Below are 17,254 nucleotides of genomic sequence, written 5' to 3'. Positions count from 1 at the left end.
ATGCCGCCGGAATTGGTGATCATTTCGCTCCGGAATACACAATTAACCCCCAGTACCGATTTTCAAATTGATTCGGACTTAGATAATCCAAAGACGAATGCAATCTTTGATTGTTATAAAACATAGTAATGTAATCTAGAATATCTTGTTTTGCCTCCCGTCTGGTTTGATAATTACGCCAATGCACTCGCTCGTCTTTCAAGCGACTGAAAAAACTTTCAGCAACGCTATTGTCCCAGCAGTCACCTTTTTTGCTCATACTGCCTACAAAACCATGTTGATTGAGAGGTGAGTAGACCGGCGGAACTTCCCCGCCAGCCCCTCTTAAAACGGAGCGTGAACCTCTCGACTCACTCCGCTTCCACTAAGCAAACGCACTTGGCCTTCCTCTATCCCAATGTACAAATAATCTCGGTTTATCCTTCGCGAGATTACTCAAAAACTCAATTGCCTGTCTTTTATTAAGCCTTATGTATTTTCTCATTGCCCATTTGACTAATGATTGATTGAAATGCCGAAAGACTGATTCCATTTCAGTAATGTGATATTGCCCATAATAATTAACCCAACCCTGAAGGATTGGGTTACATCCGTCCACAATGTCCTGTATCGATAGCTCCGTTCGCCTACCTAATCGGCACTTTTTGATCTTTGCTCGCATTGCTTTCATCGCAGTTTTACTTACGGCTGGAGTAAAGCTTGTGAATCGTAAACCATTTCTTTGATTCTTCGCTTCTCTCGGCCTGAATGTAAATCCTAGAAAATCAAACGATGTATCCTTGTAGTTTGATCTACGATTACTGTCTTTGCAGTAAACAATCTTTGTTTTATCAGGATGCATTTCTAAACCACATTCAATAAAACGCGCTTCTAACCTGCGTCGAATTCGTTGTGCTTCAGACTCTGTTTTGCAGTGCACTAACCCATCATCTGCATAACGACACCATGACGTCTCTGGAGCGCTGCGCGTCATCCATGAATCAAAAACATAATGTAAAAACAAGTTGCTTAATACTGGACTGATGACCCCGCCTTGCATCACACCTTTGACTTTCTCTTGAAGAGTGCCGTCTGGTAGTTGCATTGGCGTTACTAGCCATCTTTCTATATAGAGCATCACCCAGTTATTCCGCCAACATCTCTGTCGTGTGATGCCAACGGCATCTAACGCTGATTTATTAGGCCTGTATCCATATGAATCAGGGTGAAAATGAGGTTCAACACAAGGCTCAAAGACTAACTTGACCACCATTTGCGCTATTCTATCTGCCACCGTGGGAATACCCAGTATCCTTTCCCCACCAGACTTCTTGGGGATAGGAACCGCTTTCACTGCTGGAGGGAAGTAACTCCCAGATGACATTCTGTTCCAAAGCTTATAAAGATTGTTCTTCAAATCTTTTGCAAAATCCTCAAGGGATTCTTCATCAACACCAGCCGCACCGGCATTTGCTTCTACAAGTTTATAGGCCCGTACAAATAGTTGTTTCGGAATGTTAAATGGTTTTGTCTTTTCCAACTATTTCCTCCTGATTAAATCAGTTGAATATTGAATTAGACTGCCTAGCACAGCCCCTTGGCTCCATCACCATTACAGTGGTTTCTTCGCTACTACGAGCTGTTCCGCCCCAGTGTTTTGCATTAGTACTCTCATTCTTGTGACGGCATCACTTGAATTTCTCCTTTAGCATCAAAACGACTGATTCTCACAGTTCCATAAGAAAGCCCAGATTAGACTCACGCCATCTTTACGCCGGGTACTACTTGTGCAGCCTTCAAGTCTACTCACAAATCTTGTCCTAGAGTACGGTCTAGACCCTAGTTTTAGTACCTTGTTTAAATCTTACGACGCTTCACTGATAGTTCATTCTTATTCGCCTTTCTAATCTATACCTGCCGAGTTTCTTCTCGACTTTTCTTCAACGCTCACCACCCTTGCTCTTAACAAGCGCAGCTTGAAGTGGTTTGATGCCTGCTCTTGACAACCGACACCGATGGGCCAACCATCATCTTCCTTATAGCTTTACCATAATAATATTCAATCCTTTAATAATATTATTGGTGTGCCTGTGGCACACAGACCGTGGCTTTTTTTAGTATTTCTTTCTCCATTGTCAGCCTTCTGACTTCTTCTCGTAACTGACGAATTTCAAGTTGCTCTTCCGTTAATTTTCCATTTCCACGAAAAGCATTTTCATTATTCTCTGCTGCCTCTCGAATCCAGCGACTCAAAATATTCGAATTAATTCCCAAACTCCTTGCTGCTTCTCGACATGTGTATCCTTGCTCAGTTACTAAACTAATCGCATCCAGTTTAAATTCCTTTGTATATTTTCTTCTTGTAGACATTGTGACCTCCAATTAAACAAATTATCTCTTAACTGGTGTGTCTAAATCAATTGAACCACATCAACATGCCTTACTTTGCCAGTTCTTATTCAACCATAAGCTAGTTTTGTAGCCTGTGTTGGGTGCACTGAGTCCATGAATAAAATAGGTTCTTCGCCACCTACTTCTTCTTTGAGTTGCTGGTACTTTGCAACAAACTCCTTTTGTAACTGAGCATCTGCCTTATGCGGTATGCCCTTGGGTTTTTTATAGCTAAATCCATTACGATGCAGCCATTTGTGCATTCCTGGTATTGTGTAAGTAACACCGTAACGCTCTTGTACATACAGAATAATCTGATGATTGTGGTGATAAAGATTTGCTTCTATATGAGCAATTAGCTCTTGCGTTTGTTCTTCAGATAATTGACCCGTAGAACCGCCGCTTGCATTCTTTAGTTTACCTTCTTGATATTCTTGAACATGTCGAATAATTGTTGATTGATGCAGACGAAGCGCCTGGCTTATTTGGGGAACTGTCCATCCTTCCGAACGTAATAAAATGGCTTTAATTCGATCCCGTTCCTTGCCATTTTCTTTTAGGGCATGCTCTCGTTCAAGAGAGTCTTTTTCTTCTGGTGTTAAGTAAAGTCTTTTCATGGCCCATAGCATGATCTTCTTGATTTATAAATGCAAGCATTTTGAATGATCACGGGTATATAATCTTTATCGTCGATAATCAAATGGAGCTTAAAGCCAAAATACAACTCTATTGTTGATTCGGATTTCTCTGATCAAACGTTAAAAACCTTATTTGAGCAGATCGTTACCCATGACACACTTCAATAGGCGTAGCATCTACAAAATAAATTCCAGAATGAATGACTTCTGACATGGACATACCACATGGCCTACTCACCGACTCTCCCGGAAATATTCAGCATGCGATGTTCACAAAGTGGCAAAAATTTCCTAAAAAAATCATCGACAACACGGAAAAATTCTATTACCTTATCCACTTGAGCCCTCTTTTTACTGTTTCAAAAAATATACAAGATAAAAAAAGTCTTATTTTTCAATGTATTATCTTTTTTATAGCAATTCTTAAACAGTTATATCGAATTCACATACATTGGTAAATCTCTCATCCAGCCAATCAAAAATAACTTGTTGAAACTGGCCATTGGCATCTGCTTCACAATGCATACCTGCCCCCAATTTGGCTTCAAACATCACATAGGTTTTTTCACAACGCAAAGCTTCATATAGTGTATTCCCACGGTTGGATATCCTGTCGCTGGGATTATCGCAGACCAGTGTGGGGCAGGTGATCTCTTGCACCCTATCAGCAAAAGTGTAAGCGGATAATGCCTGCAAATAGTCAAAAGGAGTAGTCAAACCGTGTGTATACATTCTTGATTTGAAATAAAATTCTTTCATTGAATTTTCTGAGAACAATTGATAAAAACAGGCATTAAGTTCTTCAGCTCTTCCTTCTTTTAATAACATCATGAGGTTTGGAGGTAACATTTTATTCAGTGAGCCTGCAATATCCATCTGTCCTGGATCACAAATTAATGCGGCTAATCGTTTTTCACCACAGGCCGACCTTGGCGCAAGATAACCGCCAAAACTTCTGCCAATGAGCACATAATTGGATGTCCCTAGTCCATTTTGCTCATCTAGCCAATCCAAAACCTGAGAGACAACATGTTCGAAATCGGCTCTCATATACAACTTTTGTCGACGTAAAACATGTCCTTGTCCCGGACCATCAAAAATCAAAATATGATATCCATGCAAAAGCGCAGCCGGGACGAGAGCATAATTTTCTTCAAAAGTACTGTCATATCCTCCTGGTACTATCAAAGTTGCTTTAGGAGATTGATCGCTGAAAAATAAATAACCACCCAATGTTTGATCATCATAAGGTACCCATACTTTTTGAGATGCAGGATGCAAGCGAGACATTGCTCGTTCAAAACAAAATTGCAATTGATCAAAACAAGGAATCACGCGTGGATCATCAGGATTGGCTCGTAAAAAAAACTCGCTTGCACGGTAATATTCCGCAGCACGCAGATAAGCGTATGCTGCTGTTATAAAATGATTGGCTTCCCAGCTGATATTGGCTTTGGTTTTAAGTATATCTGCCATCTCATACCATGCCTTATACCAACTTTCCCCGTCTTTATCAGTGATTTTGGACAAGGTTGTATAACATTCACCAACATCAGCACACTGCACATAACATTTACCAAGAGTTCTTAAAAACTGTCCGAAAAATTCATCACTGAAAACTCCTATTTTTTGATACGTATCATAATAATTAGCTTGCATAATAGTAAAAAAATTCCCTGAAAATTAAAGAGTAACTGAAAGTAGAATTTATTACTATGTGCCAGAGCATATTACCAGTGAATCTGTATTAGACTTCTTGCATAACCTGCCTCTTTCATTTTATTGCTGCGGTGCTCATTTACTGCATGTAAACTTCGCTCATCAAAACGTTAGCGCCTTGCCCTAAAGCAAAATAATCAGGTTATGCAAGAGGTCTATTATGATTTATTTGTAGATTGAATTGTCACAACACGCTCTAATACCGATAAAGCTCTTTGCAAAGTAAAGACACCGCGTTTTGCATTTCGTCATCATTAATAACAACTGGTTGTACAATTTTCTGATGCATCAAATAATGAAAATACTGATACGCCTTCTTTAAAGTTATAAATTGAGATTTCGTTAACACATCCGATAAAAATAAATGTTTAAGTTGGCTTAAAGTATTGGTATAACTTGAAAACTTGGGATCCCCATGATTCAATACAAGAAATTGGACCAAAAATTCCAGATCTAATAATCCACCCCGAGCAAGCTTTACTTCATCTGATTCTTGAAATTGATCGATTTTAGCTCGCATGGTTAATACGTCCTGTTGCAATAGCTTACTATCTCTCTCTAGCAACAGGACTGACTTTTTTAGTTGGGAAAACTGATTTTTGATTTTTGAATTTCCCGATAATATCCTCGCCTTTAACAAAGCTTGATGTTCCCATGTCCAGGCCTGTGTTTTTTGATATTCAACAAACGCATCAACATGACTGACTAACAAGCCAGCTGCTCCAGAAGGTCTTAAACGCGTATCAACATGATACAAAACCCCCATTTGAGTACGAGTAGTCAGCATATGCAATATTTTTTGCGTTAATCGGGTAACTAACGCTTCTTCAGAGGGTTTGGCGGTATGCAAAAAAACCAAATCGAGATCAGAAGCATAACTCATCTCCCGACTGCCCAGTTTTCCATAAGCTATAATGGCAAACCGTGATTGAATTCGAGCCATTTCAGGATGACGATCACATAACTGTTTGCTTGCCATAATTAAAACTTGATTGACAATCACTTGAGCCACATCAGACAGAAATTTTCCTATGCGCACCGCGTCGCATAATCCATACAATTCCGCCCTGGCAGCGACCATCCAATTCGTTAATTTAAACTGACGCAGTATTTCCTCATGCAACTCCACATCATTAGTATGCTCTAATTTTTCAGCTATTGTCTGTTCCAGTTGAGATAATGAATCAGGATGCCAATCCTTTTCCTGATCTAACAGGATTTCCAATAAAAAAGGTTGGCTAACAAACAGGGAAGAAATAAAAGGACTATTTACAAACCAAAATAATAATTCCCTTAGCGCATAGGGATTTTCAGTAAGCAACGCAAGGTAAGCGCTTCGCCCCACAATATTTTCAAGCAAATGAATTACTTGTAATAAAACCTCATCTGTTTTAGAGCAATAAGTCAATTCTGTAAGTAATAAAACCATAAAACGATCAAGGCGAATGCGAGCTCCCTGTGGTAATCTTCTACAACGTGGCCCATGTCGAAAAGCATGGAGCATTTGGTAACAATGTTGTGCATTTTCATACCCCAAACTAATCAATAAATTCACTGCCATATTACTTTCAACATGACCTTGCCAAAGGCTAAATAATTGATTACTTAACAGTCTCTTTTCGTCTTCATAATCATCGACCTTGCCAAGAATGGAATGAAAGAAATTACTAACAATGCGTTGATATTGTTGTAATTTATTGGAAAATTGTTCCCAGTCAGTAAATCCCATGGCATAAACTATCTGTACTTTTTTTAACTCGTCTTCAGGTATGGAATGAGTTTGTTGATCGTTCAAACTCTGCAGAACATTTTCCAATTTTCTCAAAAAAAGATACGCTTGTTTTAAAGCATCGCACCGAGGTAATAACTTTTCCTTTTTTATAACCCTCAGCGCTAACATGGCATTTTGAACTTGCAACTGAGGTAATCTGCCTCCACGAATTAATTGAATGTTCTGAATAATAAATTCTATCTCCCTAATACCGCCACGGCCTCGTTTAATATCATTCAATAGAGGGTTAAGTTGCACCTCGCGTTCTATCATAGCCTTCATCCCCCGCAAAGACTCTATCACACCAAAGTCCACATACCTCCTGTACACAAACGGGATGATTAAACGATCAAACCATGGAAATGATTCATTCAAAGATTCAGTAACAACTCGCGCTTTGACCATGGCATAACGTTCCCAATCACGCCCCTGCTCCTGGTAATAGGTTTCCATGGCTGCAAAACTGGAAACCAAAGGGCCACTATCTCCATTGGGTCGCAATCTTAAATCCACTCTAAATACAAAACCATCAGGCGTTACACTCTGTAATAAATGAACAAATATTTGCACCATCTTGCTAAAATAGTGCTGATTGGCAATCTGCTCCACACCATCAGTACTACCCACCTCATTGTAGGCAAAAATCAAATCAATATCAGACGAATAATTAAGCTCTCTTCCACCCAGTTTCCCCATGGCGAGAGTATACAATTGTATCTCTCTACCCTCATTGTTTCTGGGTACCCCGTAACGACTCAACAAGGAAGATTCAATATATTTTAAAGTATGCAAGATTATAGAATCTGCGAGATCAGACCAGGATTGCATAACCTCTTCAGTAGAAGCCAAACCAGCTATTTCAAGTAATAACAAGCGCAAAAAATGGGTATGACGAAACCTACGCAATTCCTGCATATACTGGGCTTGAGATAATTCCAGACTTATTTGTTGAATGGCATAAAAGTAGTTTTCTCGAGACCATAGGGAATGACAGGAATCACTTTCTAAAAGAGTGACCAATAATTTAATTTGTCTGCAGGCATAATCACTTACAAGTATCAATTTTTCGACACTTTCTCTCAACGGATGGTGCAAAGGAGCAACATATTTTTCAAGCAACCAGGATTTTGTAGAAATCAATGTTTCAATATCACTCTGTTGGGACATAAAATATACTACTCTTAATGTAAAAATCTAACCATATCATAGGATTAATCGATTTATTTTACATTTAATACTTTAAAACTCCTATTGGACGTTATACTCTTATGAAAGACTCTAATAATATTTTAGTGAAGACACCAATGAAATTTATTAAGGGATTATTGTTTTTTTTCATTTTCCTGATTTCACCTCTCCACGCTCAAGACGAGCCTTTAAGAGTAGGTGTAGGAGGCTTTTACCCTCCCTTTATCATGCAAGGAACCAATAATGAACTCTTTGGTTATGATATTGCAACCATGACCGAGCTATGCAAGATAATGAAACGTTCCTGTAATTTTCAAGTGATGAGATTCAGACAATTAATTCCTGCCCTGATTAACAAACAAATTGATGCAGCAATTAGCGCCATGTCTATTACTTCAGAACGTTCAAGCCTGGTTAATTTCAGTATGCCCTATTTATTGAGTTACTCCAGGTTTCTTACAAATAAGATACACAATACTCATCAACCGTTTAATTTAATGCTCTTGAAAGGTAAACGAATCGGTGTAGAAGAAAATACTGTCTTTAGCCAGGAAATCAGAAGGATGGGCATAATAGACCCTGTCATAGTGGAATTTGACAGAACTGAAGAAATGCTTGAGGCATTGAGTGCAAATGAAATTGATTTTGTTCTGATGGATAATCCTGCCGCTTTATACTGGTCTGCCAATTCGTCCGGAAGGCTTCTGGTGATTGGTAGTCCCATGCTGATTGGTTATGGTTTGGGTATTGCAGTAAATCGGGAAAACGCCGAATTACTCAAATCTCTAAATGACGCCTTGGTAGAATACCAGCGTTCTGAGAAATACAAGGAAAATTATAACAAGTACATGATGAATTTTTAAGAGTAAAATGTTGGGCAATTGCTGCAAAAATTGCTCTTAATTATTCATTACTAGCTGAATAATCGTATTAATGCGTCAGGTTAGTACCCTCATGTTTAACTATCATCTAACGGCCAGATTTGAATTCTTGTTGGATGAAAATAATCCTGAAAAAGCACAGCATCGATGGCTATGTGAGCATTTTTAAGGGTTATTTTCGCTCCAGGTGGAGGCTGATCTATAACTTTTAATGCAGAGTTTGCCCCTGAGTAATGCAGCGACTAATCACCTGCCTGGTAACATAATCACCCTGACTGGCTCCATATAAAGAAGTAAAATGTTTTGCCAAAATAACTACCCAACCGGATAAACGGAAATTCATGCGTTTTTCATTTTGATCAACGACAATCTCGAAAAGACCTAATGAATCACTATCACGTTCATTAGCATACTCTTCCATTATGACTCGCGCCGTTTGCAAATCTTTATCTCTGGTAGGCCAATTTTGACTCATAAGACACTCCCTAAAAACATGAGCAAGACTGTTATTACTTCTACAACATGGAGGCAATTTTTAAAATTGCAAGTTGCGAAATAAATAAATATTATCTCATAAAATGATTAAATACTCAATATTGCGGTTAATTTTTACACTAAATTAAAGAACATTTATGATTTAAAACGCCCATTGAAAATAGCTTTCGCCAAGACCATTGCGTTCGAAACTTCTCAAGAGTACATTAATGCGTTAACAGAGCAAGAGCATACCAATTTAAATTGATTATGAGCAGTGATACCCTATAAATTTGCACATATTTTTTTCATTATTTATTATGATTTTGCCCTGCGTGTGTCATCAAATCCTTGACATAGTTTTGCACATGCTAAATACGACTTCGAATCGGATGAAGAAACATCATGCATAAAATCATAAATGGCGCTATGACAGGTATTGGTTTAAGAGCGCCCCATTACGCGCAAATATTAGAAGAAAAACCTGATATTGATTGGCTGGAAGTGCACACAGAAAATTTCTTGCTCGAGGGGGGACCCTTATTAGAGCTTCTATTTTCTATCAGTCAACATTATCCACTTAGCTTTCATGGAGTCGGATTATCTTTAGGGTCTGCGGAGGGAGTCTGTACAACACATTTAAATCGAATTAAAACCCTCATTGATCGCTTTAAACCAGCTTTGCTTTCTGATCATTTGTCCTGGAGTACCGTAGCAAATACTTATTTACCAGATTTATTGCCTATTCCCTATAATGAGGAAAGTTTGACCATTATTAGCAATAACATCGATAGAGTACAAAATTGTTTAAAGAGAACCTTATTAATTGAAAATCCCGCTTCTTATTTGGAATATCAGACTTCATCGTATTCAGAGCCTGATTTTTTAGCAGAAATAATCAAGCGGACCGGGGCTAAGCTTTTATTGGATATAAATAATATCTATGTTTCCTGTTCAAATCACAATCGGGATCCTTATCAATATATCCAAAAAATTCCACATGAGGCGGTACAAGAGATTCATCTGGCAGGCCATTCCATTGCCTATCAGGACAACATGAGTTTCTTGCGGATAGACACACACAATAATTATGTGTGTCCTGAAGTGTGGGATTTATATCGATATGCAATAAATTACACGGGTCTTGTTCCCACTTTGTTAGAATGGGATACAGAAATCCCCTCGTTAGATATTTTATTAAATGAAGCCAGGAAATCTACCTGTTATGCCTACAATTAAACAAATACAGGAATCTTTTCTAAAGACGGTATTAAATCAACAAGATACTGCCATTTTTGAGTACTTTTGCCCTAACGAAATTACTAATGAATTCCGTTTCGACATTTATCGCAATACCATTTTGCAGAATCTGCGTCATTCACTGGAAATTACTTTTCCAGCCATTTGGAAATTGGTTGGAAAAGAATGTGCGGATGGTTTGGCATTACACTTTGCCCAGGATAAAAATAATTTGCCAACAACCAATTGTTTAGATGATTGGGGCGAAAAATTTCCTCAGTTTTTAAAAAATAATCCAACCGTTAGTCACCTTCTATATCTGAAAGATATTGCAGAAATAGAATGGTTAAAACATTTAAGCTATTGTTCGCGGGATTATCCTGTTTTTGATCCCATAATACTGCAAAACCACTTAAATGAACGAGTAGAAAAATTAACTTTGCTATTTAATCCTTCCGTATTTTTATATTCATCTCCTTATTATTTAAAAAATATTTTTGACCTGATAGAAAATCCCCAGGAAACAGATTCCATTGATTTTCAACAAATACCAAGTTACACGGTGATATCTCGTCAAAATGATCAAATAATTACTCATTGGATTACTCAAGACTTGTTTCAATTCTTATGCCATATAAAAGCAGGAATCTCACTAGGGTGCGCTTACGAAAATGTTCTGAAAAATAACCCTGATTTTGATTTGCTCACTGCATTACAATTTTTACTAAGGAATGAACTATTAGAAGATTGTTTTATTGATTCTAATTATCATATGAGCCACACTAACAACTGTCCTGAATGACAGTGATGATAAGAGCACGTTATTTTGCCAAAACCACTAAATCCAATGGTTCCCCCACTCCACCTACATTTCTTGCATTCAATTCCTTTTTAGGTATCTTGTTCTCATAACCTTGCTTCACCGCTTCTAAAAATGTATCCCGGGTAGTCAAAGCTTGGGTTTTTTCTTCTTTATTATGTTTTTCAAGCTTCGCAGCCAAATTGGCAGCTTCTCCAATTACGGTATATTCCAAACGATTTTCATAACCAATGACACCAACAACTACTTCACCTGAAGCAAGACCGATTCCTACACCAACTACTATCTGTTCTTTTTTACGGCGATTTTCACTCCATACCTCTACTGATGCTACAATTTCATCCACGGTTCTTAATGCATCTGCCGCATAAGTATTGGAAGGGGTCACAGCGCCAAAACTTGCCAAAATACCATCTCCCATGAACTTATCAATGCTACCATTATTCTTTTGAATAATCGGAACCAGTAAACGTTGGTATTCCGCTAACAGTCCGATTAATTCACTGGGAGACAGTTTCACTGATGCTTTGGTAAATCCCCGCATATCAATGAACATAATTGCAGCCTGACGAAGCTCACCATATCCGGCTTGTAATGACTTTTCAGATGTTGTTATCTTTTCGACCACACTTGTATCAAAAAAACGTGATAAATCTTTTGCAGCGCTAGTTTGTTCCACTGCTTGAAAAAGAGTGTGTTTCGCACGCGTCAACACCAAGGCAATGATGGTAGTAACCAGTAAAACGGACAATATGACATCAAATACAGCTCCCAAATAAACACTCCGAGTTGATGCGAATGTCACATAATCCCATGTAATAACATTCATACCTGAACTGGATAAAGTTTGCCAGGCAATAATCGCCCAGCCAAGGGCAGCAGTAAGGCCTGAAAGGACTACCCATCCAGGCTCAAATCGAAGCGCACGCAAAGCAATTAAAATATAAACATAATTAATATGCGGATTTTTAAGATTAATGGTAGGTGTGGTTTCAAACTGTAAATAATAAGTCCAAATAATAAATAATAACAAAGCCATTTCGGCAACGATAAAAAAACCCAGAAATATTGGATTTAATTGATTAGTATATACAAACCATAATCGTACCAATACCAAAATAGCAAATAGCCACAAACCCAGGGATGAAGATTGCACCGGTGCGCCAGGTGAATAACCAGCTGAAGAAAACAAATTAATAATGCTTAATAATATAATGACGCCCAACTGCACACCGGCAACCAATAATTCACCAGTATATTGTTGGGCTTCTATCTCTTTCCTGATCCGAAGCGGTAACTTAGAGTAACTAGCCACTCCTTCCCCCCACTATGCGTTCACACAACCCTTTAGGCAACATGATAAATGCTTCTGGATCGCGATCTACTGTTGATTGTGCAGCACAAGAATGTTGGGACGTGGCACAATCATTTTTCCCCGCTCTTGCCACATTATAACAACGCTCTCTTTTTACAGTGATTTCATCTGATGAAAGCCAATCGGTATAGGCATATATAGAGGCAAGAGCAGCTCCTAAAGCAGCTGCTATGACGGCCGTGTTTTGTATCGGACGTTTATTCATATGATTTTCCACTATTTTAGGAATCGCTTTTTATTCTAGGCCAAATAATCTGCAACCACTTCTCCATAAGGTAAGGTCAAATCCGTAATAAAATGTGAAACGGATACAATCTTTTTAATATAAAGATTAGAGATAGGAGCCAATGCATGAGGATGAAGCTCCAAGCTGCCTGGTCCGGTCCATGCTCCTTTCACTGTAACATCAGTCAAATAAGTTTTGGTCAACTGATTAACTAAAGGAGTTCCATCTACATTAGGAATGTTTTTAAGCAAAAATACAGGTTTTTTAACTGACTCCAATACCTTTTCCGCATCCAGCGGACGATGTTTGTATCCCATAGTTGCAATGGCAATATCAATACTTCCATATTTGAGAATGCCAATGAGTGTGTCTTCTTCAACAAATAATTTGGGTTTGGCCAGTTTCTTTGGAAAACCCCATATTTCCCGACCACCAGCAATTGGGGCGTGGCAATCAAGAAACATTGAAATGGTGAATCCGCCCTCTTCTCCTTTATATCTCACCGGAACCACTTGCCCTGACTCGGTGTAATCACCAAATCCTGTTGAATCAGGCATACGTATAAATTCAAATTTGACTACCGGCTCCAATAACTCCATATCAGGAGGCAAAATAGCTTGCAAAAGATCCGGATCGGTTTCATAAGCAATAATAAAAAATTCACGATTAATAAATCGATATGGGCCAGCCGGGTAAGTATTTAGCCAACGTGGAGCTGGCATATTAAATTCATTATCGATAACGCCTTGTAAAGAGTTTGCTGAAAGATTCTTGTCCATTAATCACTCCCTTTGTATTTCCCTATTATCTTCAATGAGACCTAAACCTCACTCGTCCCGGATTTATTTTTTTTGTTCAATGAATCATCGGTAATCAGCAAATTGTTGGCACGAAAAGTGTAATAAGACCAAAGCCAATTTAAAATGACACTTAAACGATTTCGAGAGCCAACCAGGAAAAAGACATGGACACCTCCCCAAAACCACCACGCCAATTCCCCACTGATTTTAAAACGATCAAATTCTGCAACAGCCGCTTTACGACCCACTGTAGCCAAACTACCGTAATGAATGTATTTAAATGGTTTATATCTTGAATTGTTATTATAAACTCTTTTCGATATGACTTTAGCTACATAGGCACCACCTTGTTTTGCAGCAGGGGCAATACCAGGCACCGGCTTACCATTCCAGGCATTCGAAGCAGCTGTATCTCCAATGACAAAAATATTGGAGTAACCGGCTACTGTGAGATCGTCATTTACTTTCACACGACCAGCTGGGTCAGCTTCGACTTGAAGCCATTTGGATGCAGGAGAGGCTGCAACCCCGGCCGCCCAAAAAACTGATTTTGAGTAAATTCTTTCCTTATTGATAATCACACCATCGCTATCAATTTGCTCAACCATGCTATTCACCAAAACTTTGACCCCCATACTTTCCAAATAGCGTTGTGCTTTTTGTGATATTTGTTCTGAAAAAGCAGGTAAAATGCGAGGTGCTGCCTGAACCAGGATAATACTAGCTGACGCTGGATCAAAATGACGAAACTCTTTTACTATCCCAAATCGGGCAAGCTCTGCTATGGCACCTGCCAGTTCAACTCCAGTAGGTCCTGCACCGACAATGACAAAATTTAAAAATTGCTTACGTTCTTCATCACTTTCAGCGATCTCAGCCAGTTCAAACGACTTTATTATACGGCTACGAACAGAAGTTCCATCATTAATTGTTTTTAATCCGGGAGCATAAGGAGCCCAATTGTCTTTCCCAAAATAACTGTGCGTTGCTCCTGTCGCTATCACCAGATAATCGTATGGAATTGTGAAATTATCAGCTATGACAAGGCGTTCCTCTTTATTAATATCTGTCACATTACCCAATAATATTTCCGCATTAAATTGCTCTAAAAATATAGAGCGAATCGAAATAGCGATATCGGCTGGCGATAAACTTCCCGTGGCTATCTGGTATAAAAAAGGTTGGAAAAGATGATAGTTATGTCTATCAATCAAGGTGATCTTTACTGGCAGATGGCGTAGTGCCTTAGCACAAGCAATCCCTCCAAAACCTGCACCTATAATGACTACTCGAGGTAAACCATCCAGACTAAATGCCGGTTTTCCAGAAAGCTGAGGATAACGTTTCTTCAAAGCATTAAAAATCAAATGATCCAATGACAAGATTCCAGGACCTGAAACAAATAAAATAGCCATCACCATCATCCAGTATAAATAAAAACCGGTTACTCCAGGCGTAAAACTAAATAGAACAACAATTAATCCAAAAATTGCAACAACTCGAGTTGCGAAGCCAAGCCCCAAAAAGATGGCCAGGAATAGTGAAACATGGTTAAACACGATGGATGCTGAACTTAGTGGTAACCATGACATCAACAACTGAAGTTTATCGGAAGAAATTACTTGTATGTGTTGATTAATGAGTAAAAGTGAAATCATTAACCATATGCGTAAAGAAAACAAATACAAACTTGAAAAAAACTCTCTCGTTTTATCTACAAATGTCACAATCAACATGGCAAACGGCAAAGGACTGCGACTAAACCCTTGCTCAAATAAATTATCAAGAGAAAGTGGGCCTGGGCCTCGCAACACATAACCCAACATTAATGCAATCCAAAGCAAATTAAGATCGATAGGCTGGTAATAGATTTGCGTCATGACTGCAAATCCAACGATAACTGCCGCTCCACATCGTGTAAACAAGCCCAAAAGAAGGGAAACCCCTCCTACAAACTGCGCCAGTACCCCTAATAAGGCTCCCCATTCAGGGGAGAGCCATGGAACCGGGTATTCATTTTTAGCTAAATAGACGGCTGTATCCCAATTGTTAGCTAATAGAATTGCAGAAACTAATAATTGCTGGGCTATCCATATGCGAAATGCCAAATCAATTACGGGCCATCCAATCCGGGCAAGAAAGTCAATGGCGTCCATAAAGGTGTCTAAACACCGCGCCGTGTTTCTTGAAAACGAACGATTGTTTTGATGTATCGGTGCCTGATCTTCTTGCTGCATATCAAAATCCCTTTCAAGAAAGTTTTTAAAATATCTTTGTATTTCTAATAACTTTGGATTTAATTATAGCTGCAAATTTCAAATTATGTTGTGAACTATCATTCTTATAATAAACTTATAAATATTCATCCAAATCAATACTGGTCATTTTCCCAAGATGTTTAAAATTACTCTTCAGCCATTCGTCTCCCTTTTGGCGTCCTTCCTCATAAAGATGGCTAATGAACGACCACTCAGGATTAAGTTTACTGGCTACAGAGGCAGATTCCATTGATACATCTGCACGAATGGCATGTATATAAAGTTTTTTAAGATTATTTTTGTATTCCTCTTTAATCCAACCACTGTCTATCAATTTAGTGACAAAAGCAATTGCCCGCATTTCGCGCATCAATGAAGAATTAAAACTGATCTCATTCACTCGGTTTAGAATTTCAGCTGCCGTGTCAGGGACATGCTCTCGATAAATAGGATTGATATGAAGAATTAAAATATCTCTGCACTCGGAATTATAAATCAGAGGGAAAATAGCTGGGTTCCCCATATAACCACCATCCCAAAAATAATCATCACCAATATTCACTGCCTGAAACATGAAAGGCAGACAAGCAGAGGCCATAACCGCATCGGCAGAAATTTTTTTATTATCAAATACATTAATTTTACCTGTACGAACATTAGTAGCTGAGATGAATATTTTAATGCTTTTGCAGGATTTAATTTTTTCAAAATCCACAATTTTCTCTAATATTTCCTTAAGTGGGTTAAAATTTAAGGGATTAAATTGATAGGGAGAGAGAATTTTGGTCATCAAATCAAATATAAAAAAGGACATTGAATTTTCAATCCCTATACCCAATAGTTCTTCTAAAGGAGTTTTTTTAAGTGGGTTGTATATCTGCCCGGCATCGCTAACCATTTTCCAAAATTGATATAAAGCTTCACGAGCCCCCTCCTTTCCACCCGTTGCAAATCCATAGGCAAGTACGGCAGCATTCATAGCACCAGCACTGGTTGCGGAAATGGCATCAAAATTCACACGACCATCTTCAAGAAGTCTGTCAATAATACCCCAGGCAAGAGCACCATGAGCACCACCTCCTTGTAAAGCAAGATTAATCATTTTGGTATCCTTTGCCATGATAAAATACTCCTCTTCCTTTTTCTGTTATTTATTAAGTATAAGGCAAAGATACAAGAAATGTTTTCTATCCTATTTGGAATAAAAACAAACCATGTTAAAAAATTTTCCATCTTGGAGAAATGAGTTGATGTCCTGTCACAAATCCAAAAATGGTACTATACTAACTACGTTATTTTATTAGACCTCTTGCCTAACCGGATTATTTTGTTTTAGGGCAAAGCACGAACATTTTGAGGAGCAGAGTTTACATGCAGTAAATCAGCACCGCAGAAAAGTTGGCAATGCAGCAATACAATGAAAGAGCCAGGTTAGGCAAGAGGTTTATTAAATAACATATGGATTAATCACATATAACAAAGGATAGGTATCATG

Annotated in this window: 13 protein-coding genes and 2 pseudogenes; 3 read left to right on the top strand and 12 right to left on the bottom strand. The window is 38.4% G+C overall.

Going from position 1 to position 17,254, the window contains the following annotated elements; translation table 11 throughout:
- Positions 1-19 precede the first annotated feature (19 nt).
- From CC34_RS0116040 to glnE, 6 genes and pseudogenes are all read right to left on the bottom strand, one after another.
- Positions 20-286: pseudogene (locus tag CC34_RS0116040) on the bottom strand (IS3 family transposase); the annotation flags it as partial.
- A 78-nt stretch (positions 287-364) separates the two neighbouring features.
- The gene (locus tag CC34_RS0116035) at positions 365-1,519 is read right to left on the bottom strand and encodes a group II intron reverse transcriptase/maturase (RefSeq protein ID WP_027228623.1); all 1,155 of its coding nucleotides are present in this window, start codon (positions 1,517-1,519) and stop codon (positions 365-367) included.
- A gap of 566 nt (positions 1,520-2,085) precedes the next feature.
- Positions 2,086-2,349: pseudogene (locus tag CC34_RS0116030) on the bottom strand (transposase); the annotation flags it as partial.
- A gap of 89 nt (positions 2,350-2,438) precedes the next feature.
- A complete protein-coding gene (locus CC34_RS01000000116725; protein WP_229309723.1) occupies positions 2,439-2,987 on the bottom strand; it encodes a winged helix-turn-helix domain-containing protein in 549 nt (182 codons plus the stop codon).
- A 444-nt stretch (positions 2,988-3,431) separates the two neighbouring features.
- Entirely contained in the window at positions 3,432-4,667 is a 1,236-nt protein-coding gene (locus CC34_RS0116020) for an alpha/beta hydrolase family protein (RefSeq protein ID WP_028379740.1), read from the bottom strand.
- 256 nt (positions 4,668-4,923) lie between these two features.
- The gene (glnE, locus tag CC34_RS0116015) at positions 4,924-7,665 is read right to left on the bottom strand and encodes a bifunctional [glutamate--ammonia ligase]-adenylyl-L-tyrosine phosphorylase/[glutamate--ammonia-ligase] adenylyltransferase (RefSeq protein WP_028379739.1); all 2,742 of its coding nucleotides are present in this window, start codon (positions 7,663-7,665) and stop codon (positions 4,924-4,926) included.
- 137 nt (positions 7,666-7,802) lie between these two features.
- Here glnE and CC34_RS0116010 point away from each other — a divergent pair, with 137 nt between their 5' ends.
- Complete coding sequence (locus CC34_RS0116010) at positions 7,803-8,549, top strand: transporter substrate-binding domain-containing protein (protein WP_028379738.1); 747 nt, start codon at positions 7,803-7,805, stop codon at positions 8,547-8,549.
- Between the two features lie 226 nt (positions 8,550-8,775).
- On the opposite strand, the gene CC34_RS0116005 is transcribed toward CC34_RS0116010, so the two are convergent.
- The gene (locus CC34_RS0116005) at positions 8,776-9,042 is read right to left on the bottom strand and encodes a hypothetical protein (RefSeq protein ID WP_027223726.1); all 267 of its coding nucleotides are present in this window, start codon (positions 9,040-9,042) and stop codon (positions 8,776-8,778) included.
- 404 nt (positions 9,043-9,446) lie between these two features.
- Here CC34_RS0116005 and bufB point away from each other — a divergent pair, with 404 nt between their 5' ends.
- Together bufB and CC34_RS0115995 are read left to right on the top strand one after the other, a co-directional pair.
- The gene (gene bufB / locus CC34_RS0116000) at positions 9,447-10,280 is read left to right on the top strand and encodes an MNIO family bufferin maturase (RefSeq protein WP_028379737.1); all 834 of its coding nucleotides are present in this window, start codon (positions 9,447-9,449) and stop codon (positions 10,278-10,280) included.
- Positions 10,267-11,082: an HvfC/BufC N-terminal domain-containing protein gene (locus tag CC34_RS0115995; RefSeq protein WP_028379736.1), complete on the top strand. Its 816-nt coding sequence runs from the start codon at positions 10,267-10,269 to the stop codon at positions 11,080-11,082. Before bufB ends, CC34_RS0115995 begins: the two co-directional genes overlap by 14 nt.
- A gap of 19 nt (positions 11,083-11,101) precedes the next feature.
- Here CC34_RS0115995 and CC34_RS0115990 read toward each other — a convergent pair whose 3' ends face one another.
- From CC34_RS0115990 to CC34_RS0115970, 5 genes are all read right to left on the bottom strand, one after another.
- Positions 11,102-12,415: an adenylate/guanylate cyclase domain-containing protein gene (locus CC34_RS0115990; RefSeq protein ID WP_028379735.1), complete on the bottom strand. Its 1,314-nt coding sequence runs from the start codon at positions 12,413-12,415 to the stop codon at positions 11,102-11,104.
- Positions 12,408-12,680 carry a BufA1 family periplasmic bufferin-type metallophore gene (locus CC34_RS0115985; protein ID WP_027228632.1) on the bottom strand — a complete coding sequence of 91 codons (273 nt, stop codon included), beginning with the start codon at positions 12,678-12,680 and terminating at the stop codon, positions 12,408-12,410. Before CC34_RS0115985 ends, CC34_RS0115990 begins: the two co-directional genes overlap by 8 nt.
- A gap of 35 nt (positions 12,681-12,715) precedes the next feature.
- Entirely contained in the window at positions 12,716-13,480 is a 765-nt protein-coding gene (locus CC34_RS0115980; protein WP_027228633.1) for an acetoacetate decarboxylase, read from the bottom strand.
- A 41-nt stretch (positions 13,481-13,521) separates the two neighbouring features.
- The gene (locus CC34_RS0115975) at positions 13,522-15,738 is read right to left on the bottom strand and encodes an FAD-dependent oxidoreductase (protein WP_027228634.1); all 2,217 of its coding nucleotides are present in this window, start codon (positions 15,736-15,738) and stop codon (positions 13,522-13,524) included.
- Between the two features lie 115 nt (positions 15,739-15,853).
- Entirely contained in the window at positions 15,854-16,879 is a 1,026-nt protein-coding gene (locus CC34_RS0115970; RefSeq protein ID WP_028379734.1) for a patatin-like phospholipase family protein, read from the bottom strand.
- Positions 16,880-17,254: the final 375 nt, after the last annotated feature.

Source organism: Legionella pneumophila subsp. fraseri (assembly GCF_000586315.1).
Classification (GTDB): Bacteria; Pseudomonadota; Gammaproteobacteria; order Legionellales; family Legionellaceae; genus Legionella; species Legionella pneumophila_B.
The sequence above is the reverse complement of the archived record's forward strand: the minus strand, read 5'-3'. Positions and strand labels throughout refer to the sequence as shown.

Bases quoted from the DNA above. Each gene is read 5' to 3' on its own strand.
- CC34_RS0115975 (WP_027228634.1), bottom strand. From the start codon at position 15,738: ATGCAGCAAGAAGATCAGGCACCGATACATCAAAACAATCGTTCGTTT.
- CC34_RS0115980 (WP_027228633.1), bottom strand. From the start codon at position 13,480: ATGGACAAGAATCTTTCAGCAAACTCTTTACAAGGCGTTATCGATAAT.
- CC34_RS0115985 (WP_027228632.1), bottom strand. From the start codon at position 12,680: ATGAATAAACGTCCGATACAAAACACGGCCGTCATAGCAGCTGCTTTA.
- CC34_RS0116010 (WP_028379738.1), top strand. From the start codon at position 7,803: ATGAAATTTATTAAGGGATTATTGTTTTTTTTCATTTTCCTGATTTCA.
- glnE (WP_028379739.1), bottom strand. From the start codon at position 7,665: ATGTCCCAACAGAGTGATATTGAAACATTGATTTCTACAAAATCCTGG.
- CC34_RS0115970 (WP_028379734.1), bottom strand. From the start codon at position 16,879: ATGGCAAAGGATACCAAAATGATTAATCTTGCTTTACAAGGAGGTGGT.
- CC34_RS01000000116725 (WP_229309723.1), bottom strand. From the start codon at position 2,987: ATGAAAAGACTTTACTTAACACCAGAAGAAAAAGACTCTCTTGAACGA.
- bufB (WP_028379737.1), top strand. From the start codon at position 9,447: ATGCATAAAATCATAAATGGCGCTATGACAGGTATTGGTTTAAGAGCG.
- CC34_RS0116020 (WP_028379740.1), bottom strand. From the start codon at position 4,667: ATGCAAGCTAATTATTATGATACGTATCAAAAAATAGGAGTTTTCAGT.
- CC34_RS0116005 (WP_027223726.1), bottom strand. From the start codon at position 9,042: ATGAGTCAAAATTGGCCTACCAGAGATAAAGATTTGCAAACGGCGCGA.
- CC34_RS0115995 (WP_028379736.1), top strand. From the start codon at position 10,267: ATGCCTACAATTAAACAAATACAGGAATCTTTTCTAAAGACGGTATTA.